The sequence below is a fragment of the Amycolatopsis sp. NPDC023774 genome, from assembly GCF_040639695.1.
In the GTDB taxonomy this organism is placed as follows: domain Bacteria; phylum Actinomycetota; class Actinomycetes; order Mycobacteriales; family Pseudonocardiaceae; genus Amycolatopsis.
Genome location: NZ_JBFAAJ010000043.1, coordinates 29,269 through 46,912, shown reverse-complemented (window position 1 = coordinate 46,912; position 17,644 = coordinate 29,269). Strand labels below are relative to the sequence as shown.

Sequence of the window (17,644 nt, the reverse complement as noted above, 5' to 3'; positions counted from 1 at the left end):
AGCAGCAGAACACCGACCAGAACTAGACGACAACACCGCGCACGGGGTCAATTTTCCCGAGACCACCCGGGGTCAAGGTTCCCGAAGCGTTGACAACCCGCCACGAAGTGCAGAGGACCGGGCCGCCAGGCCAAGTTGTGGTCACCGGCCGTTGATCGCTGGCCGGTAAATGGCCACCGGACCGAGCTCTCCAGACTCCGCGCTCGCCACCAACCACGGCCTCTGAGGACAGGGCCTCCGAGGACAGGGCCCGCTCGCTTTTCCCAGCCCAAGCCGCCAAGCTCTTTGCGACCGACCACGGGCGCCAGCTGCGATCGCTGCAGGCTGGCACCCGGTCGCCGCGCAATCCCGCCGAATTACAGAACCAGGCCACTGTCCGGACTGCGCTGGGTGCGGATCGGCTGCACCGGGCGCCACCGCCACTCCCTCGCGTGTGCGTCCGGGCGCAAGCCCCGCCGTCGGACTGGCTCCAGCTTGGAAGTCGGTGCGCCGGGGCCGCCGTTTACAGCGCCGCATGGCGCCGCCGGCGGGCGCCTTGGCTGGAGGGCCTCGGCTGGCGCCGCCGCTGAGAGGCCTGATCTGCTCCGCCGTCCGTAAGCCTTCGAGCTGCAGGTCGCCAAAGTCAAGCCCTCCGTGGGCGGCCGCAGATCGCCGCCTCCGGACGCCGATCCACTGCCACTCCGGCCAGATGCTTGGCCTTCCTGAAGCCCGTCGCCGATCCCGAGCTCTCCCCACCACCCCAACACGGCCGGACCCACCGTCACCGCAGCCTCGCACCCGGCCCAACCCCACCCGGCCGCAGCACCTTCGGCGGACTTACCCACAACAACTCTGGGTAGTCACCCACATCCGCACAACCAGCTGCACTCACCGCGTGACACACCGCCGACCGCTGGCGCCCTGTGCACAACCGCGGCCCCAACCTCACCCCGGGCGGTGCACGGGCCAACCCGGGTGGAGTAGTCCACCGCCCACCCGCAACCGGAGCCGCGCGACCGTTTCGACCGCTCCCGCCGACCGCCACAACCCATTGCGCCCGTCCCGCCGTGGACACACCACACCTTGGGGCAGCCCCCGCCCTCCTCGGGGGCGTCCCCAGATCCAGTCTACTCATCCACAGGTTTTCCACGGCGTCTATCAGGGATCTGTGGATAACTCGGGGTTTCTTCCACAGTTGTGCACAGCTGTGGAAATCGGGTATTTCGGGCGGGGTAAGACCGTGGTAAGCCGGGGTCACGAAGATCTTTCGGGGGGTGTGTCGAAGAGGCGGGGCCGGTGGCGACGTTCGGGGTGACGAGACAAGGAGGGCTGCCATGGGTGGCACGAAGTTGACCTCGGACGATGCGGTGCGTAAGGCAACCGGGCGCGGGTTCGGCGAGTGGGGTGAGGTACTTGACGCAAGGGGAGCGCGTGGTCAGAGCCACTGGGAGATCGTCGGCAGGCTCATCGAGGAGCAGCAGATGGGCACTTGGTGGGTACAGACGGTGACCGTCGAGTACGAGCGGTCCCGGGGGTTGCGGCCGCGCAACGGGGGTCGGAACGGGCTGTTCACGGTGAGTGCGAGCCGGACGATCGAGGCAAGTGTCGAGGATGTCTGCAAGGCCGTGGCCGAGCCGGCCGCGCGGGAAAAGTGGCTCGACGGCGATGGGCTCACCACCAGAAAGACGCAACAGAACAAGTCGGCGCGCTTCGACTGGAACGACGGAGCCACGCGCGTCAACATCGGATTTGTCGACAAAGGCACGAATACCCAGATCGCCTTGGCGCACGAGCGCATTGTCGACGAAGAGACAGCCAACCACTTCAAGGCCTACTGGCGCGAGAGCCTCACCAAGCTCAAGAACCAGCTGGAGAACAGCTGATCAAGCCCGCCCGAGACTCGGCTCCGCGGTCGTGATCGTCACCTGGCCGAGCAGCCGCTCCAACGCCGCCTCGACGTCTTCCTTCCAGGTGATCGCCGAACGCAGCTCCAGCCGCAGCCGCGGCCACTTCGAGTGCGGCCGAACCGTCTTGAAGCCGACACTCTGCAGGAAACCCGCAGGCAGCACGCACGTGTGCTGGCCCATCGGGTCGACCTCGTCGGGCACGGCGTCGCCGAAAGCCTCGATGGCGCGAACACCGCGTTTGGTGAGGTCCTTCGCCACGGCCTGCACCAGCATCCGGCCGAGGCCGCCGCCGCGGAACTCCGGCAGAACCTGGAACGCGGTGAGCAGCACGGCGTCGGCGCTGGGCGGCGACGTGGGGAAGGCCAGGGAGCGGGGCACGGCGTTCGGCGGCGCGTACAGCACGAAGCCGACCGGCAATGTGTCGCTGTAGACGATGCGGCCGCAGGAGCCCCACTCCAGCAGCACGCTGGAGACCCACGCTTCCTTCTCGACCTCGGTGGAGCCGAACTCCTCGGCCTGGGCCTTGAGGTGCGGCGCGAGCTCCCAGTAGACGCACCGGCGGCAGCTCTTGGGCAGGTCTTCGAGATTGTCGAGTGTGACGCCCACCACGCGACGTGACACCTGAAACCTCCCCGAGTCCCTCACGACCGGCATCCGCTCCCCGCATGAGCGCAGGAACAACCAAAAGAGCCACTCGAAGAATAGGACGATGTGATGAGCGCCGGAAGAGCGGGGACCAGGAAGAGGCCCTGGTTACACTCGATGGATCTACCCGCAGGTACCACCGAGCCCTCAGGTGTGTCGATGACCGAGAACCGCCCCGTCAAGCCGCAAGCCGGCCGCCACAATCTCGACCCTCACCTCGACCGGTACGCAGCGCGCACCGCCGGGATGACCGCTTCGGAGATCCGGGCCCTCTTCGCGGTGGCGAGCCGGCCCGAGGTCGTGTCGCTGGCCGGCGGTATGCCGAACCTCGCCGCGCTGCCGCTGGACACGTTGTCGGCGCAGGTGGCGGAGATCATCGCCGACGAGGGTCTTGTGGCGCTGCAATACGGGTCGGCCCACGGCATTCCCACGCTGCGTGACCAGATCTGCGAGATCATGGCGCTCGAAGGCATCAAGGCGCACCCGGACGACGTCGTGGTCACCGTCGGTTCGCAGATGGGCCTCGACATGGTCACTCGGCTGTTCTGCGACCCCGGTGACATCGTGATCGCCGAAGGCCCTTCGTACGTCGGCGCGCTCGGCTCCTTCGCGGCGTATCAGGCGAAGGTCGTGCACGTCGCGATGGACGACCAGGGCCTCGTGCCCGAAGGCCTTCGCGAGGCGCTGCGCCAAGCCGAGCAGACCGGCCGACGCGTCAAGTTCCTCTACACCATCCCGAATTTCCACAACCCCGCCGGCGTCACGCTCTCCGTGGATCGCCGCGCAGAGATCGTGGAGATCTGCCGCGAGCACGGCGTGCTGATCGTCGAGGACAACCCATACGGGCTGCTCGGCTTCGACGGCCAGACTTACCCGGCGCTGCGCTCGCTCGACCCCGACAACGTCGTGTATCTCGGTTCGTTCTCGAAGACGTTCGCCTCCGGCCTGCGCGTCGGCTGGGTGCTCGCGCCGCACGCCGTGCGCGAAAAACTTGTGCTGGCGGCGGAATCCGCGACGCTGTGCCCACCCACGTTCAACCAGATGATCGTCTCGCGCTACCTCGCGACGCACGATTGGAAGGGCCAGGTCAAGAAGTTCCGCGAGAACTACCGCGAGCGCCGCGACGCGATGATCTCGGCCCTGAACCAGTACCTGCCACCGGGCTGCTCGTGGACGATGCCCGAAGGCGGCTTCTACGTGTGGGTCACGGTGCCGGAAGGTGTTGACACCAAAGCGATGTTGCCTCGCGCGGTCACCGCGCGCGTGGCGTACGCGTCGGGCACCGGCTTCTACGCCGACGGTTACGGCTCGCGCCAGATGCGCCTGTCGTACTGCTACCCGACGCCCGAACGGATCCGCGAAGGCGTGCGCCGGCTCGCGGCGGTGCTGGAGTCCGAAATGGACCTCAGCCGCACCTTCGGTAGCGTGAAGGCACGCACCATCTCGGGGTCGGAAACCCCGTCGCCGGACACGGTCTGACCGGTCCGCAGCAAAACCTAAGGAGTTCCCACGGTGGTCGACCGTACCGTTGCCGTGCTCGCAGGCGGGCTTTCCCACGAACGCGACGTCTCCCTTCGTTCGGGCCGCCGGCTTTCGGCCGCGCTGCGCGCCGAGGGGCTCACCGTGGAGGAGTGGGACACCGACGCCGGACTGCTGGAACGTCTCCGTACGCAGCGTCCTGACGCGGTCGTTGTCGCGCTGCACGGCGGAGAGGGCGAGAACGGCTCTGTGCAGACGGTGCTGGAAATGCTCGACGTGCCCTTCGTCGGCACGAGCTCGCAGGGCTGTCGCCGCGCGTGGGACAAGCCGACTGCGAAGGCGTTCGTACAGCAGGCCGGTTTCTCGACGCCGGACTGGATTGTGTTGCCCCACAGCACTTTCCGTGAGCTCGGCGCGCAGTCGGTGCTCGACGCGATGGTGGAGCGCCTCGGCCTGCCGATGATCCTCAAGCCGGACCAGGGCGGCTCGGCGCTCGGCACTCAGGTCGTGCGCGAGGCGTCCGAGCTGCCGGCGGCGATGGTCGGCTGCTTCGCGTACGGCGACACCGTGCTGGCGGAACGCTTCATCGACGGGGTCGAGGTAGCCGTGACGGTCGTCGAAGGTGAGCACGGCGCCGAGGCGCTGCCGGCCGTCGAGATCGTGCCGGAGAGCGGCGTCTACGACTACACCGCCCGCTACACGGCCGGCCTCACCGACTTCTTCACGCCGGCGCGCATTTCCGAGGAAGCGGCTAAGGCCGTCGGCGAGCTGGCCGTGGCGGCGCACCGCTGGCTCGGCCTGCGCGACATCTCGCGCACCGACGCCGTGATCACCGCCGACGGCACGGTGCACTTCCTCGAGGTGAATCTGTCGCCGGGTCTCACGGAGACGTCGACCGTGCCGATGGCCGTTGAGGCAGCGGGGAAATCGCTCGGGTCGGTGTTCGCGGATCTCGTGGCGCGGGCCGTCGCGCGCTGATCACCGCGCTCGGTAGAGATCTCGCAGCAGCGCGATTTCGGCGCCGTGGTGCAGCACCTCCTGGTTGACCCACCACACGATCTCGAGAAACGGCTCTTCGGGGTCGCTGCCATGGGGATAAGTGCACAGGCCCGCGGTGTCGAGCGCTGCGTCGTCGACACTCAAGAAAGCCTTCCGCCACGCGGCCGCGCCGGTTCGGAACGCGGCGTCCGCGGTTGCGGCGTCGCCGGTGTCGACGTAGTCGTCGCGGGTCAGCGTGTGGCTGCCTGACGTGTGGTCGGTGCGCAGCAACAGCATTTCGGTCAGGTGACTCAGCCGCCACGCGATCGTCGTGACGGGGGGCGGCCACGGGTGAGGGTGAGGCGCCGAGTCGCGGCCCCAGTCGCCGCGGCCGGCGAGGAACGACGCGCGCGGCCCCGGCCCCTCGAAGCGCCGCCGCACCGACCTACAGTCCGGCACCGGCTCCCACCGGAACTCGTCGTCGGTCATCGGGTCGACGGAGACGGGGGTGCCGTCGCCGCTGTCGACCGCCGGCCCGCCGAGCCGAGCGATGAGTCGTTCGCACGCGAAGTCGAACTGACTCAGCAACGGCGCCAGGCGCGGAGGAATCACGGGACGCTCCTTCGGGAGAGCTGTTTCCCCCAACTCTCCCGGATTCCGCGCCGCGCGACCGCCGATTTTTCCGCGCCCGCGGCGACCACCCAGAGTTCCGATCATCCTTCCGGTGAGCAATCATCACCGTGACGAAACGACCCGGGGTGATCCCTAGTCGGTTTCCTCTGTCTGATTCGCCGTTTTTTCGCTCGAGTTCGCGTCGATGATCGAGACGATGCGTTCGAGGTCGTCGACCGAGCCGAACTCGAGGACGATGCGTCCCTTCCGTCGGCCGAGGTCGACCTTCACTCGGGTGTCGAAGCGATCGGACAGGCGGTTGGCCAGTTCCTGCAGACCCGGTGCCTGAATCGGCTTGCGGGGAGCGGGCTTCGGCTTCGCCGGCTTTTCGCTCTTCTTCAGCGTGACGGCTTCCTCGGTCGCGCGCACCGACATGCCCTCCGCGACGATCCGAGCCGCCAGCTCTTCTTGACTCTCCGGATCTTCGAGCGACAGCAACGCCCGCGCGTGCCCGGCCGAAAGCACGCCCGCGGCCACGCGACGTTGCACAGCGAGCGGCAGCTTGAGGAGGCGGATCGTGTTGGTGATGACGGGGCGGCTGCGGCCGATGCGGCTGGCGAGCTCTTCGTGTGTCACCGCGAACTCGTCGAGCAGCTGCTGGTACGCGGCCGCCTCTTCGAGCGGGTTCAGCTGGACGCGGTGGATGTTCTCCAGCAGCGCGTCGCGCAGCATGGACTCGTCGGCGGTCTGCCGGACGATCGCGGGGATCGCCTCGAGCTCCGCCTGCTGCGACGCCCGCAGGCGCCGCTCGCCCATGACGAGCTCGTACGCGCCGTCGCCCAGTTCACGGACGACGATGGGCTGCATGAGTCCGAACTCGCGGATGGAGTGTTCGAGTTCGGCGAGCGCTTCTTCGTCGAAGACCTGGCGGGGCTGCTTCGGGTTCGGCTTGACGGCGCTGACCGGGATCTCCCGGTAGACCGCGCCGGCGACCTCGCCGCTGACGGGAGTCGCCGCACCGTTAGCCGCGAACCAGCCCTTGTCCTCACGCGCCGCCTTGTCCGCGGACGTGCCACCTTCGACGGGGGAGGGCGCCGGGCCAGCGGTGGTGGCCGGCCCGGTCGGGATCAGGGCCGCGAGCCCCCGCCCCAGCCCTCCTCTGCGCTCAGTCATGCGGTACTGCTCCTTCCTTCGGTCGCGCCACGCACCGCGATCTCCTTGGCGGCGTCGAGGTAGCTCATGGCGCCACGTGAACCGGGGTCGTAGGAGAGCACGGTCTGACCGTAGCCGGGCGCCTCCGAGACCTTCACACTGCGCGGGATGACGGTCTTCAAGACAGTGTCGCCGAAGTGGTTGCGGACCTCGTTCGTGACCTGGTCGGCGAGCTTGGTGCGCCCGTCGTACATCGTCAGCAGGATCGTGGACACGCGGAGCTCGCGGTTGAGGTGCTGCTGCACGAGCTCGATGTTGCTCAGCAGCTGCCCGAGACCTTCCAGCGCGTAGTACTCGCACTGGATCGGGATGAGCACCTCCTGCGCGGCCACCATCGCGTTGACGGTGAGAAGGCCGAGCGACGGCGGGCAGTCGATGAAGACGTAGTCAACGCCGATCTGGTCGAGGATCTCCGACGAGAGCGCCTCCTTGAGCCGCGTCTCGCGGTTCGCCATGGAGACGAGTTCGATCTCCGCGCCGGCGAGGTCGATCGTGGCGGGCACGCAGAACAGGTTCGACGACTGCTCGCTCACGGCGGCCGCCTCGGCGATTGACACCTCGCCGATGAGCACCTCGTAGATCGACGGCGTGCCGGAGCGATGATCGATGTCGAGCGCGGTGCTGGCGTTGCCCTGGGGGTCGAGGTCGATCACCAGAGTCTTGAGCCCGTGCACCGCGAGCGCGGCAGCGAGGTTGACGGCGCTTGTCGTCTTGCCGACGCCGCCCTTCTGGTTGGCGACCGTCAGCACGCGGCGACGGAGCGGGCGGGGGAGCGCGCCCTCCTTCGGGTGCAGAACGCTCGCGGCTCGGACGGCTTCTTCGGCGATCGGCGTCCAGCCCAGGTCGTGGCCGGTGCTCGCAGGGTCGGACGGTCGGGGATTCACCGGGCTCGACACCTCCTTTTGATAGACGACTCGTTGGCGTTCGGACCGCGGTGTTTCACGTGGAACGTCGCGACCGCACTCGTACGCTTAACTCCGCCTGCCGCGAGGCCGGGACGGCTTCGGTGGCAGGCGGCGGATCATCACGACCGTGCTGGGGATCTCGAGCACTGCCTTCCCGCACTCGGCGAGTTCTGGATCGGCACCGCCGGCCTTCCGCACAGCCACGCGATCTCGCTCGATTTCCTCTCCCGCGCTGGCCCCCTTGAGCGCAACCAGACGACCTTCGGGGCGAACCAGTGGAAGACACCAGCCCGCGAGACGAGCGAGAGGAGCAACAGCGCGAGCCGTGACCACGTCTGCGCCACCCAGCTGCTCACGCACAGAACGCTCCTCGGCGCGTCCACGCACGATGGTGATCGGGAGTTCCAGCTTCTCGGCAACCTCGGCCAGCCAGTCGACCCGGCGGGCCATGGGTTCGAGAAGAACGATAGCGAGGTCCGGTCGAGCGATCGCCAGCGGCACGCCCGGAAGCCCAGCCCCCGACCCGACGTCCACCACGCGCGCCCCGTCGGGAATCTGCTCCCCGATCACAGCCGAATTCAGCACGTGGCGCTCCCACAACCGCTCCACCTCACGCGGCCCGATCAGCCCCCGCTCGACCCCATGTGTAGCCAGCAACTCCACGTACCCAGCCGCCCGGTCCACCCGCTCCCCGAACACCTCCGCCGCCGCAGTCCGCACCATCGCGGTGGCGCCGTCCAAGCTCACGAAACCCACTCCTCGGTCCGCGCGTTTCACGTGAAACGCACTCGCTCGATTGTCCCCGATGCCGAGCCCAAATCGAGCCGACAGACCGCAACTGTGGACAACTCCACTCGGGGATTCGAGTGTCCACAGCCGTGTTCCACGTGAAACCACGGCGGAGGGGTGGTCGCTACGGGGTGCGCCGTTTCACGTGAAACGGCGCACCCGCCGTTCGCTCCGCGCGCGGGCATACCGCCCATGGGCAGGCGCCGCCAATGGCTGAGACGACCTCTCTGGAGCGAAGGTCACGCGAGCGCCCGGGCAGGGGATCGGTCCAAGCGAGCGACCCTCGAGAGAGCCTTCGAAGGCGCCGCTGAGGGTTGAGTCGAGAGCGATCAGTCAGATGAACCGACGGCGGGCCCTGCTCCGTAAACAGGCCAGTGGGCGATCGCGGCAACCGGTTCGGCACGCAAGCGGGCTGGCGTAAAGAGCGGCTGGAAGGTCGCTGCCAGACGTTCGCGGCACCGGCCGCCTTGTGCGCGCTGCGTCCGGCACTCGCTCGGCCACGCCTGCCGCCGGCCGACCGCCCGAGGCAGGACTGAGGGCCGAGCGTTAGATCAGAGGTGCCGGTCGTCCGAGCACGAGAACGCGGATCCGAACTCTCGGGCAGTTGGCGCCTAGGCGTCTCGATGAGCCGCGTTGCCAGGAGCGAACTCCGCCGCCTCGACGGCCGGCGCCGCGCGAGACCGGCTAGTCCGGACGAACTGACGGGGTGAGGTCTTCTTCGCGAATACGGGCCTCGTGGTGGCGTTCCGGCGGGTGTTCTGAAGCGTCCCGGCCAGCCTGCGTGGGCGGACCCACGGCACCCGAGCCACTCCGAGCGCTCAGGTGGCGCACGGATGAAGGCAGCGGTGTCGCGGGTTGGCGGTCTGCTGGGGCCAATCCACTTGCGCCAGGCGGCCTGCGGGATGGTGAAACGAAGGACAGCTTCCAGCGATGAGGGCTGAGGCGAGCTCGGTCGGGGACAGAGTCACGTCGAGGCGTGCCGGGCAACGCATCCAGTCATCCGCGACGGCAGTACCGACGTGCATCCGCGCGGCGTGGGCGGTCGCGGTATCGGTGGATGCGGAGGCGCGATTGGGAGGACCCGCAGGTGGTCGACCTTGCTTCTCCAAGTGTGCGCGGGGTGGCGCGTACGGATCGACCGCGGCGGCTGACCTCGCCTAGCTCGATGGATGGAAAGGGAACCCGGTGGAGTCGCGTCGCCTGAACGCTGGCCGGCGGTCGAGCCGCCAGGGAGTGTTCGCGTGGCGAGTTCAGTCGACCGAGTCGGCAGAAACCCGGGAAGCACCGTGGCTTGTGGATGGTTGGGGTGCCGCGGGTGCGGGGTCGCCGCAAGGTGCGCGGGGTTGAGCCGCCATGCCCGGGATGCCGGGGATGCGCGAGGGTTGCGAGTGGCGGGTCGGTTGAGCGCGCCGGAGAACGCTCGGGTGGCTGGGCGAGGGGTCCCGGCTGGTGCGGGCTCGGGCGTGGAGGCCGAAGCGGCTGGAGATCCGGCGACGGAGTGAGCCTTGTCGCTCGCGCAGCCTGAGTGACGCAGGAAACCGCAGTAGGTAGTCGACTGGGTGGGAGTGGAAAGAGTCGCGGTGAGGCCGGAGCCCTGCGGAGCTATGGACGAAGCAGGTGCGGAGTCCCCTGCCCTGCAGTCCGACACCTGCGAGCCATGACGCCGGTGCGGAGCCCGGCGGCGCGAGCAGGTGCGCGGCCCAGAGCACGGGAGCAGACAGACCAAGGTGGCAGGCTACGACTTTCCGCAACTGGTCGGGCCAATGCGGCGAGGCGGCAAGTGTGAGAGTGATCCCGAGCCGCAGTTGTGCGACGGCAGCGCGATCAGCAAGAGAGCAGGCCCGGGTCACGACGCCAGGCGATGGGCACGAGGGAGATTTACGCCTGGCGGCACAGCGACGAGCGCGGGAGCCGGTTCGGGCGATGGGGTAGGAGCCGCGGGGGGTACGGCAGCAAGCGCTGAGGTGGATCCGAGTCACGGGGCCAAGGCGATGGGCACGGGAGCGAGTTCGAGCCAGCGGGCCAAAGCAATGCCCCGCGGCACTAGGTTTCGGCCACGGGGCACAGGGTGAGCACGGGAATCGGCTCGGGCCACGGCGGCAAGCGAACCGGCGCAGGAAGCGAGTCCGGGAACGGCGGTGCAGTCGCCAGCGCGGGGAGCAGGTTCATGGCACAGCGGCAAGAGAACCGGCGCGGGGAGCGGTCCCGTGCACGATGGTGCGGCCCGAGCCCGTGGAGCCGGTCCGGGGTCTGGCGGCCTGGGGAGCGGATTGGGTCGCGACGGTGAGGGCCCCAATACGGGAGCCGGCCCGGGCATGGCGACCAGTAGACGGCCCGGGAAACGGGTCCGATCACGATCGTGAGGCCCCAATGCAGGAGCCGGTTCGCGGGCACAGCGACCAGTGGACGGGCGTGGGGAGTCAGTCCGGGGACACGGTAGTGAGGCCGCCCAACGCAGGAGCCCGTTCGCGGGCACAGCGACCAGTAGACGGGTTCGCGAAGCGAGTCCGGTCACGATGGTGAGGCAGCCCCCAGCGCAGGAGCCGGTTCGTGGGCATAGCGGCCAGTGGGGCGGGCGTGGGGGAGCAGCCGGTCTGGGGGCACGGTCGTGAGGCTGCCAAGCGCGGGAGTCAGTGGTGCGCGGGTGTGGAGACCAGGTCTCGGCACGTAACGAGGCGATGAGCGCGGCGCAGGAAGGTGCGGGGGTACGACGGCAAGAGAACCGCCGCAGGGAGCCGGCCCGGGGACACAGTGGTGAGGCCGCCCAGCGCAACAGCCAGCGGCGCGCGCGGGCCGTTGGAGACTGGGTTCTGGCACGTAACGAGGTGGTGAACGTGGCAGCAGCGCGCGACGCACGGCGGCAAGCGCGGAAGCGCAGCCGGGGCATGGTGGCAAGGTGCCCGGTGTGGCGGGTCCAGGCCGGGGCCAGGTGGGCGCACGGTGGTGAAGCCGCCCACGGCGAGAGGCCGCCCATGGCGGGAGGTCACCCTGGGGCGAGAGGCCGCCCATGGCGAGAGGCCACCCGAGACGAGAGCCAATGGCGCACGCACTACGGCGGAACAAAGCAAAGACTGAGAGCGGGGACGAAAGAAGCGGCCCACCGGAAATCCGGCGGGCCGCTTCTGCTCAGTGCTTCGCAATACTCAGTGCTGCGTCCAGATCACCCACATCAAAGCCGCGACAGGAGCGGCAACGCGGGCCGGGGAGGCTCAGCCCTCTGGGAAGATCACCACGCGGCGCTTCGGGTCTTCGCCCTCGCTTTCGCTTGTGACGCCGTCCACGGTGGCCACCGCGTCGTGCACCACCTTGCGTTCGAAGGGGCTCATGGGCTGCAAGCGCACGCGCTCGCCGCTGGACAGGACGGACTCGGCGGTGGAGCGGCCGAGTTCGCGGAGCTCTTCGCGGCGGTCGGCGCGCCAGCCGGCGATGTCGAGCATGAGGCGGCTGCGGGAGCCCGTCTCCTGCTGGACGGCGAGGCGGGTGAGCTCCTGCAGGGCCTCGAGCACGGTGCCGCGGGGGCCGACGAGCTTTTCGAGGTCCTCGCCACCGTCGATGCTGATGATGGCGCGGCCGGCTTCGACGTCGAGGTCGATGTCGCCGTCGTAGTCGAGCAGGTCGAGCAGGCGCTCGAGGTAGTCGCCGGCGATGTCGCCTTCCTGCACGAGCAGGTCGTCGCCGCCCTGCTTCTCGTCGGCGGCGTCGGCGGGAGCACCCGCGGCGGGTGCGGCCGAGGCCGTGGTCTCGTCGTCCTGATCGGCGTCGATCGTGTCGACCGTCTCCGACATCATTCGTCTCCTCTCCGAACCGGACGCGTCAGCGACGCTTCCGGCCCGACTTCCTGGTCGAGTCCTTGAGGAGCCCGGAAACCCCGGTTCCGTTCTCCTTGTTCGATCCGTTCTGGGCCGGCTGCTGCGCCGGCTTCGACGGGGTCGCCTTGGTGTCCGGCTCGGACGGCTCGGACGACTTGTCCTGCGAGGCAGCCTGGGCCGAAGTGGTCTTCTCGCTCTCCACGCCACCCGAGGAAGACGGGTGCTTCGTCTGCGCGAAACCGTGCGCCGAACCCGCCTTGGTCACCTTGCCCTGCTGCTGACCGTTGCCGGACGAGTTGTTCTTCTTCTGCTGCACAGGCTTCTGCCCGACCTTCGGAGCCGTCGGCTTCTGCCCGGGCTTGGGCCCGAGCGACGCTCGCTTCTCCGCGGCCTCCGCCTTGCGCGCGGCCTCTTCCTTGTCGATGCGCGTGTACACGAGCCGCTGCTGCATCAGCGTCCAGCCGTTGTTCGCCAGCCAGTAGAAGAGCAGGCCGAGCGGGAACAGGGCACCGAACACGAGCACGCCGAGCGGGAAGATGTACATCGTGAGCTTGTTCATGATCGCGGTCTGCGGGGTGGCTGACGCGGCATTCTGCCGGGCCACCGAGTGCCGCGCGGTGAGGTGCGTGGCGATGGACGCGATGATCATCAGCGGCAGCGCGACCGGGAGCACGTTCCAGTGGAACCCGGGAGCCGCGACACTGCCGCTGACCACGCCGACGCCGTTGTAGACCGCCTCGCCGAGGTTGACACCGAAGAGCTTCGCGCTGACGTAGGACTGCACGTCGTGCTGGTTGAAGAAGTAGTTCTCGGTCTTCACACCGCCGCCGGCGGGCTGGATCGTGAAGGCGCGCAGCACGTGGTTCAGACCGATGAACACCGGGATCTGGAGGATCATCGGCAGGCAGCTGCCCAGCGGGTTGACACCGTGCTCGCGCTGGAGCTTCTGCATCTCCTGCGCCTGGCGCTGCTTGTCGTTCGCATACTTCTTCTGGAGCTTCTTCATCTCCGGCGCGAAGTCTTGCATCTTCTTCATCGACCGGACCTGGTTCACGAACGGCTTGAACATGATGCCGCGGACCGTGAACGTCAGGAAGATGATCGCGAGGATCCAGGAAATCGCCGACGCTTCCCCGAACGCGAACCCGAATACCTTGTGCCAACACCACAAGATGAAGGACACGGGGTAGTAGATGAAATCGAGCACTGAGCTACTCCTCGATCGGTGTTTCAGGCAGGTGGTGGCGCCACGAGAACTTCTCGGGTACCGGATCGCGGCCCGGCGGTGTCCACGGGCCGCACCGCCCCAGCCGGCGCAGCGCGAGGTAGGAGCCGCGGCCGGCACCGTGCCGGGTCAGGGCTTCGACTGCGTACGCGCTGCAGCTCGGGTAGAAGCGGCAGGCCGGCGGTAGGAAGGGCGAGATCGCCTTGCGATAGAACTTGATGGGGAGGAGCAGCACCCACGCCACCGGCCCGGGGCGGCGCGGGGCCGTCTCCCCGGTGACGTCGGTGCCGCCGTGGGTGTGCTCGGGAGTGGCTTGCATTGCCGTTACACCGCTGATCCGTGGTCGGGGGCCGCGTCCTGCTGACGCGGCTGCCGGGGAGCACTTTCCCCGGCGGTGCGGCGGGACGAGGTGAGTCCGAGCCGGCGCAACGCCGCGTCGAGATCGGCGCCGAGCTCCGCGCTCGAAGCGGACGCCGCCGGAGGTAATGCCCGTACGACCAACGAGCTGCCCGGGGGCAGTGTTCCGAGCCGGGCCGAAACGAGATGCCGCAGTTGCCTGGTCACTCGGTGGCGCACCACCGAGTTGCCGACGGCCTTGCTCACCACAAAACCCGCCCTGGCCGCATCAGGTGCGGCCGCGGACGGGTCCGTGGTCAACGCGTGGACGACGAGGCGGCGCCTGCCTGCCCGGGAGCCCCGGCGGAGAACGACCCGGAAGTCTTCACTCCGCCGTAGGCGTGCGGCTGCGGGCAGCACGGCGCGCCTCGACGAGCCGGATCAGGCGGACAGCGCGGCGCGGCCCTTGCGACGACGAGCCCCCAAGATGGCCCGGCCGGCACGGGTCCGCATGCGGAGGCGGAAACCGTGGGTCCGCGCGCGTCGGCGGTTGTTCGGCTGGAAGGTGCGCTTACCCTTGCTCACTGCTACTCCTGTGTCTCGGCCGTCGGGCGACGGATTTTCGGCCGTCTACCGGCATGTCGTGCGGTCGCACGGCAGTCTCTGGTGTCTCCTACCAACGTGTGGCCTCGTCACGACGAGCGACGACATACGTGGGCACGCGAAACGCACCCGTCGCTTACGGGAGACCTTACGAGGGTACGCACCCCGGTCGGGAGCCGTGTAGGCACCCCCTCCGCCACGCTCGGCGACCGGTCCGTGATCTCGCCGGCCCCACGCCGGGGCACCGAATGGCAACACGCCGTACACCGTGAAAAGCTTGCGCGCGACGATGCCTTGTGGCAGCGGGCGAGGCTTGTTAGCGTGCCACGTCCGGGTCTCCGGTCGCGAGGCGCACGGCGGTATCGCCACCGGGGTGTGGAGGCGCCCACGGCGAACGTCGAGCCCGCAGGTGGCGTGGCTGCGGGCAGCCGTACATTAGTGCACAGCTGTGGACAACTATGTGGATATTCGCTGTGCCCGCGCGCAGGTCGGTCCAAGATGACGTCCAGGGGAGTGTTTCACGGGCGTGCTTGGGAGGATTCCGCCGTTCACGCCGACGAGGGGAGGGGAGCCAGACAGGTGTCCGAGCACCAGCACAATCTGGGCGTCATCTGGGAGCAGGTGGTGCGGGAGCTGTCCGACGGCACCCTCTCGCCGCAGCAACGGGCCTGGATGCGGGTGACGAGGCCCATCGGCCTGCTCGACGGCACCGCCCTGCTGGCTGCCCCCAGTGACTTCGCGAAGGAAGCGATCGAACGCGCGCTTCGAGGCGCGATCACCGACGCCCTCTCCCGCAGGCTCGGCCGCGCCGTGTCGCTCGCCGTGAAGGTCGACAGCGCCGAGACCATCACGCCCGCGCCGCGCTACGTGCCCTCACCCCCTCGGGCGGAAAACGGGCACCCCGCCAACGGCCGCGCCGACAACGGTCACCTGGAACCCGGTCACCTCGATCCAGCGCACGTGGAGGACGGCCGGCCCGACACCGGCCGGCTTGCGAACGGTTCCGCCGCGCAGCAGCGTCCGCCGATCGACGGTGCCTCCCTGGCCGCCGCGCGCGCCGCTCGGCCCGAGCCGCCGCGCCAGCGCCCGATGCCGCAGCCGGCCCCGCTCGAGGAGTCCGACGACCCGAACGAAGAAGTGGACGAGGAAGGCGAAGCGCTCGCCGCCGTCCACGAGATCTGGCCGACGTTCTCCGGTCAGCCGATCGCCGGGCAGCCCTACACCGCGCCCGCGCAGCCGCAGACGTCGAAGACGAAGCTCAACGAGAAGTACACCTTCGACACGTTCGTGATCGGCGCGTCCAACCGGTTCGCCCACGCGGCCGCCGTGGCCGTGGCCGAGGCGCCGGCCCGCGCGTACAACCCGCTGTTCATCTGGGGTGAGTCCGGGCTCGGCAAGACGCACCTGCTGCACGCCGTGGGCCACTACGCGCAACGGCTGTTCCCCGGCATGCGCGTGCGCTACGTCTCGACCGAAGAGTTCACCAACGACTTCATCAACTCGCTGCGAGACGACCGCAAGGTCGCCTTCCAGCGGCGCTACCGCGACATCGACATCCTGCTCGTCGACGACATCCAGTTCCTGGAAGGCAAAGAAGGTACGCAGGAAGAGTTCTTCCACACCTTCAACACCCTCCACAACGCGAACAAGCAGATCGTCGTCAGCTCCGACCGCCCGCCCAAGCGCCTCGAGACGCTGGAGGACCGGCTGCGGACGCGCTTCGAGTGGGGCCTGATCACCGACATCCAGCCGCCCGAGCTCGAAACCCGCATCGCCATCCTGCGCAAGAAGGCCGCGCAGGACCGGCTGGCGGTGCCGGGTGAGGTGCTGGAGTTCATCGCCTCGCGCGTGGAGGCGAACATCCGCGAGCTCGAGGGTGCGCTGATCCGCGTCACCGCGTTCGCGTCACTCAACCAGCAGGCCGTGGACGTCGGTCTCGCCGAGATCGTGCTGCGCGACCTGATCCCCGACTCACACGCGCCGGAGATCACCGCGCCGACGATCATGGGCGTCACCTCGGAATTCTTCGACGTCACGCTCGACGACCTCTGCGGGCCCGGCAAGACGAAGGCGCTCGCCACGGCGCGCCAGATCGCGATGTACCTGTGCCGCGAGCTCACGGACATGTCGCTGCCGAAGATCGGGCAGACGTTCGGTGGCCGCGACCACACGACCGTGATGCACGCGGACAAGAAGATCCGCAAGGAGATGGCCGAGCGCCGGCGTATCTACGACCAGGTGCAGGAGCTCACTTCGCGGATCAAGCAGCGGGCTCGGCAGTAGCTCGGAGTTTGTGAAGGAGGGCGTCGCCTACGGGCGGCGCCCTCCTTTTTATCTGGGGACGCGCTCACGACGGCATTCAGCGAGGCCCACCGTCAGCACTGAGGCCCCCGTCGGCACCGAGGCCCGCCATCCGTCCACCGAGCCCATCCACACCGCACCCCCGCGCGCTCACCGCATCACCCACCGCGAGCCTGATTCCCTTACCACACAACACCTTCCACAACGCAGCGGGTCCAACGTGGACGAAGCACCGTACACAGGCGAAGCAGCGAAACAAGCGGCGTGTGCCGTCGCCCACGTACGCACGCGTACGCAGCCATCCCCAAACCATTGATACACAAGCAGTTTTCCCCACCCTGTGCGCAGTTTGTGCACAACTCCAGCGGATCCTCCAGCTGCACCGACGCCGAAACAGTCCACATCCCGCCCACACCGAATCCACAGACTTTCCACAGGGCTGTCCACGGGGATTCCACAGGTTGCCCACACGTGATCCACATCGGGAGCCCGTCACTCTCCAGGGCGATTCGGGCCCGTTTCGGCACCCACAGAACCTGGGGACAACTGCCCCCACGCCTGGGGACAACCTTGGGGACAACCGGCCCGAGATGTGGATGGATCGCGGCCGGGACGAAACCATCCACGGGTCGCCCGAACCATCCACCGATCCACCACCAGGACTCTCCACACGCCGACGCTCCCGACGACCTGCGCGAACGAGCTCTGTCCACACAACCCACAGCCCCTATTACTGCTACTGCTCTTAGATCTTTTGAAAGAAAGAACAAAACAAAAACAGGCGATGGACGAAGCTGGGGACAAGCCGTCGAGCCTGTCTCCTTGTCGACAAAGCCAAGGGGAGGCCGAGGTGACGGGACCCCT

Annotated in this window: 14 protein-coding genes; 4 read left to right on the top strand and 10 right to left on the bottom strand. The window is 68.4% G+C overall.

Features of this window, described 5'->3' with window-relative positions; translation table 11 throughout:
* The first annotated feature begins 1,313 nt into the window (after positions 1–1,313).
* Entirely contained in the window at positions 1,314–1,862 is a 549-nt protein-coding gene (locus tag AB0F91_RS42755) for an SRPBCC domain-containing protein (RefSeq protein ID WP_360607500.1), read from the top strand.
* On the opposite strand, the gene AB0F91_RS42750 is transcribed toward AB0F91_RS42755, so the two are convergent.
* Positions 1,863–2,507 (bottom strand): GNAT family N-acetyltransferase, encoded by a 645-nt coding sequence (locus AB0F91_RS42750; RefSeq protein WP_360607498.1) that lies wholly within the window; start codon positions 2,505–2,507, stop codon positions 1,863–1,865.
* 183 nt (positions 2,508–2,690) lie between these two features.
* Between AB0F91_RS42750 and AB0F91_RS42745 the strand changes: the two genes are divergently transcribed.
* A complete protein-coding gene (locus AB0F91_RS42745; RefSeq protein ID WP_360607496.1) occupies positions 2,691–4,010 on the top strand; it encodes a PLP-dependent aminotransferase family protein in 1,320 nt (439 codons plus the stop codon).
* Between the two features lie 33 nt (positions 4,011–4,043).
* Positions 4,044–4,988, top strand: coding sequence for a D-alanine--D-alanine ligase (locus AB0F91_RS42740; protein ID WP_360607494.1), 945 nt, complete (start codon positions 4,044–4,046; stop codon positions 4,986–4,988).
* On the opposite strand, the gene AB0F91_RS42735 is transcribed toward AB0F91_RS42740, so the two are convergent.
* From AB0F91_RS42735 to rpmH, 9 genes are all read right to left on the bottom strand, one after another.
* Entirely contained in the window at positions 4,989–5,600 is a 612-nt protein-coding gene (locus AB0F91_RS42735; RefSeq protein ID WP_360607492.1) for a DinB family protein, read from the bottom strand.
* A gap of 153 nt (positions 5,601–5,753) precedes the next feature.
* Positions 5,754–6,773, bottom strand: coding sequence for a ParB/RepB/Spo0J family partition protein (locus AB0F91_RS42730; RefSeq protein ID WP_360607490.1), 1,020 nt, complete (start codon positions 6,771–6,773; stop codon positions 5,754–5,756).
* Positions 6,770–7,696 (bottom strand): ParA family protein, encoded by a 927-nt coding sequence (locus tag AB0F91_RS42725; RefSeq protein WP_360607488.1) that lies wholly within the window; start codon positions 7,694–7,696, stop codon positions 6,770–6,772. The genes AB0F91_RS42730 and AB0F91_RS42725 overlap by 4 nt, the downstream gene beginning before the upstream one ends.
* 87 nt (positions 7,697–7,783) lie before the next feature.
* Positions 7,784–8,464 carry a 16S rRNA (guanine(527)-N(7))-methyltransferase RsmG gene (gene rsmG, locus AB0F91_RS42720; RefSeq protein WP_360607486.1) on the bottom strand — a complete coding sequence of 227 codons (681 nt, stop codon included), beginning with the start codon at positions 8,462–8,464 and terminating at the stop codon, positions 7,784–7,786.
* A 3,251-nt stretch (positions 8,465–11,715) separates the two neighbouring features.
* A complete protein-coding gene (locus AB0F91_RS42715) occupies positions 11,716–12,291 on the bottom strand; it encodes a R3H domain-containing nucleic acid-binding protein (protein ID WP_360607502.1) in 576 nt (191 codons plus the stop codon).
* A gap of 28 nt (positions 12,292–12,319) precedes the next feature.
* Positions 12,320–13,522 (bottom strand): membrane protein insertase YidC, encoded by a 1,203-nt coding sequence (yidC, locus tag AB0F91_RS42710; protein ID WP_360607484.1) that lies wholly within the window; start codon positions 13,520–13,522, stop codon positions 12,320–12,322.
* A 4-nt stretch (positions 13,523–13,526) separates the two neighbouring features.
* On the bottom strand, positions 13,527–13,859 hold the full coding sequence (gene yidD, locus AB0F91_RS42705) for a membrane protein insertion efficiency factor YidD (RefSeq protein ID WP_220245402.1): 333 nt from the start codon (positions 13,857–13,859) through the stop codon (positions 13,527–13,529).
* A gap of 5 nt (positions 13,860–13,864) precedes the next feature.
* On the bottom strand, positions 13,865–14,296 hold the full coding sequence (rnpA, locus tag AB0F91_RS42700) for a ribonuclease P protein component (protein WP_360607482.1): 432 nt from the start codon (positions 14,294–14,296) through the stop codon (positions 13,865–13,867).
* Positions 14,297–14,317: 21 nt separating this feature from the next.
* Complete coding sequence (gene rpmH / locus AB0F91_RS42695; RefSeq protein ID WP_285971341.1) at positions 14,318–14,461, bottom strand: 50S ribosomal protein L34; 144 nt, start codon at positions 14,459–14,461, stop codon at positions 14,318–14,320.
* A gap of 597 nt (positions 14,462–15,058) precedes the next feature.
* Here rpmH and dnaA point away from each other — a divergent pair.
* Positions 15,059–16,762, top strand: coding sequence for a chromosomal replication initiator protein DnaA (dnaA, locus tag AB0F91_RS42690; RefSeq protein ID WP_360607479.1), 1,704 nt, complete (start codon positions 15,059–15,061; stop codon positions 16,760–16,762).
* Positions 16,763–17,644: the final 882 nt, after the last annotated feature.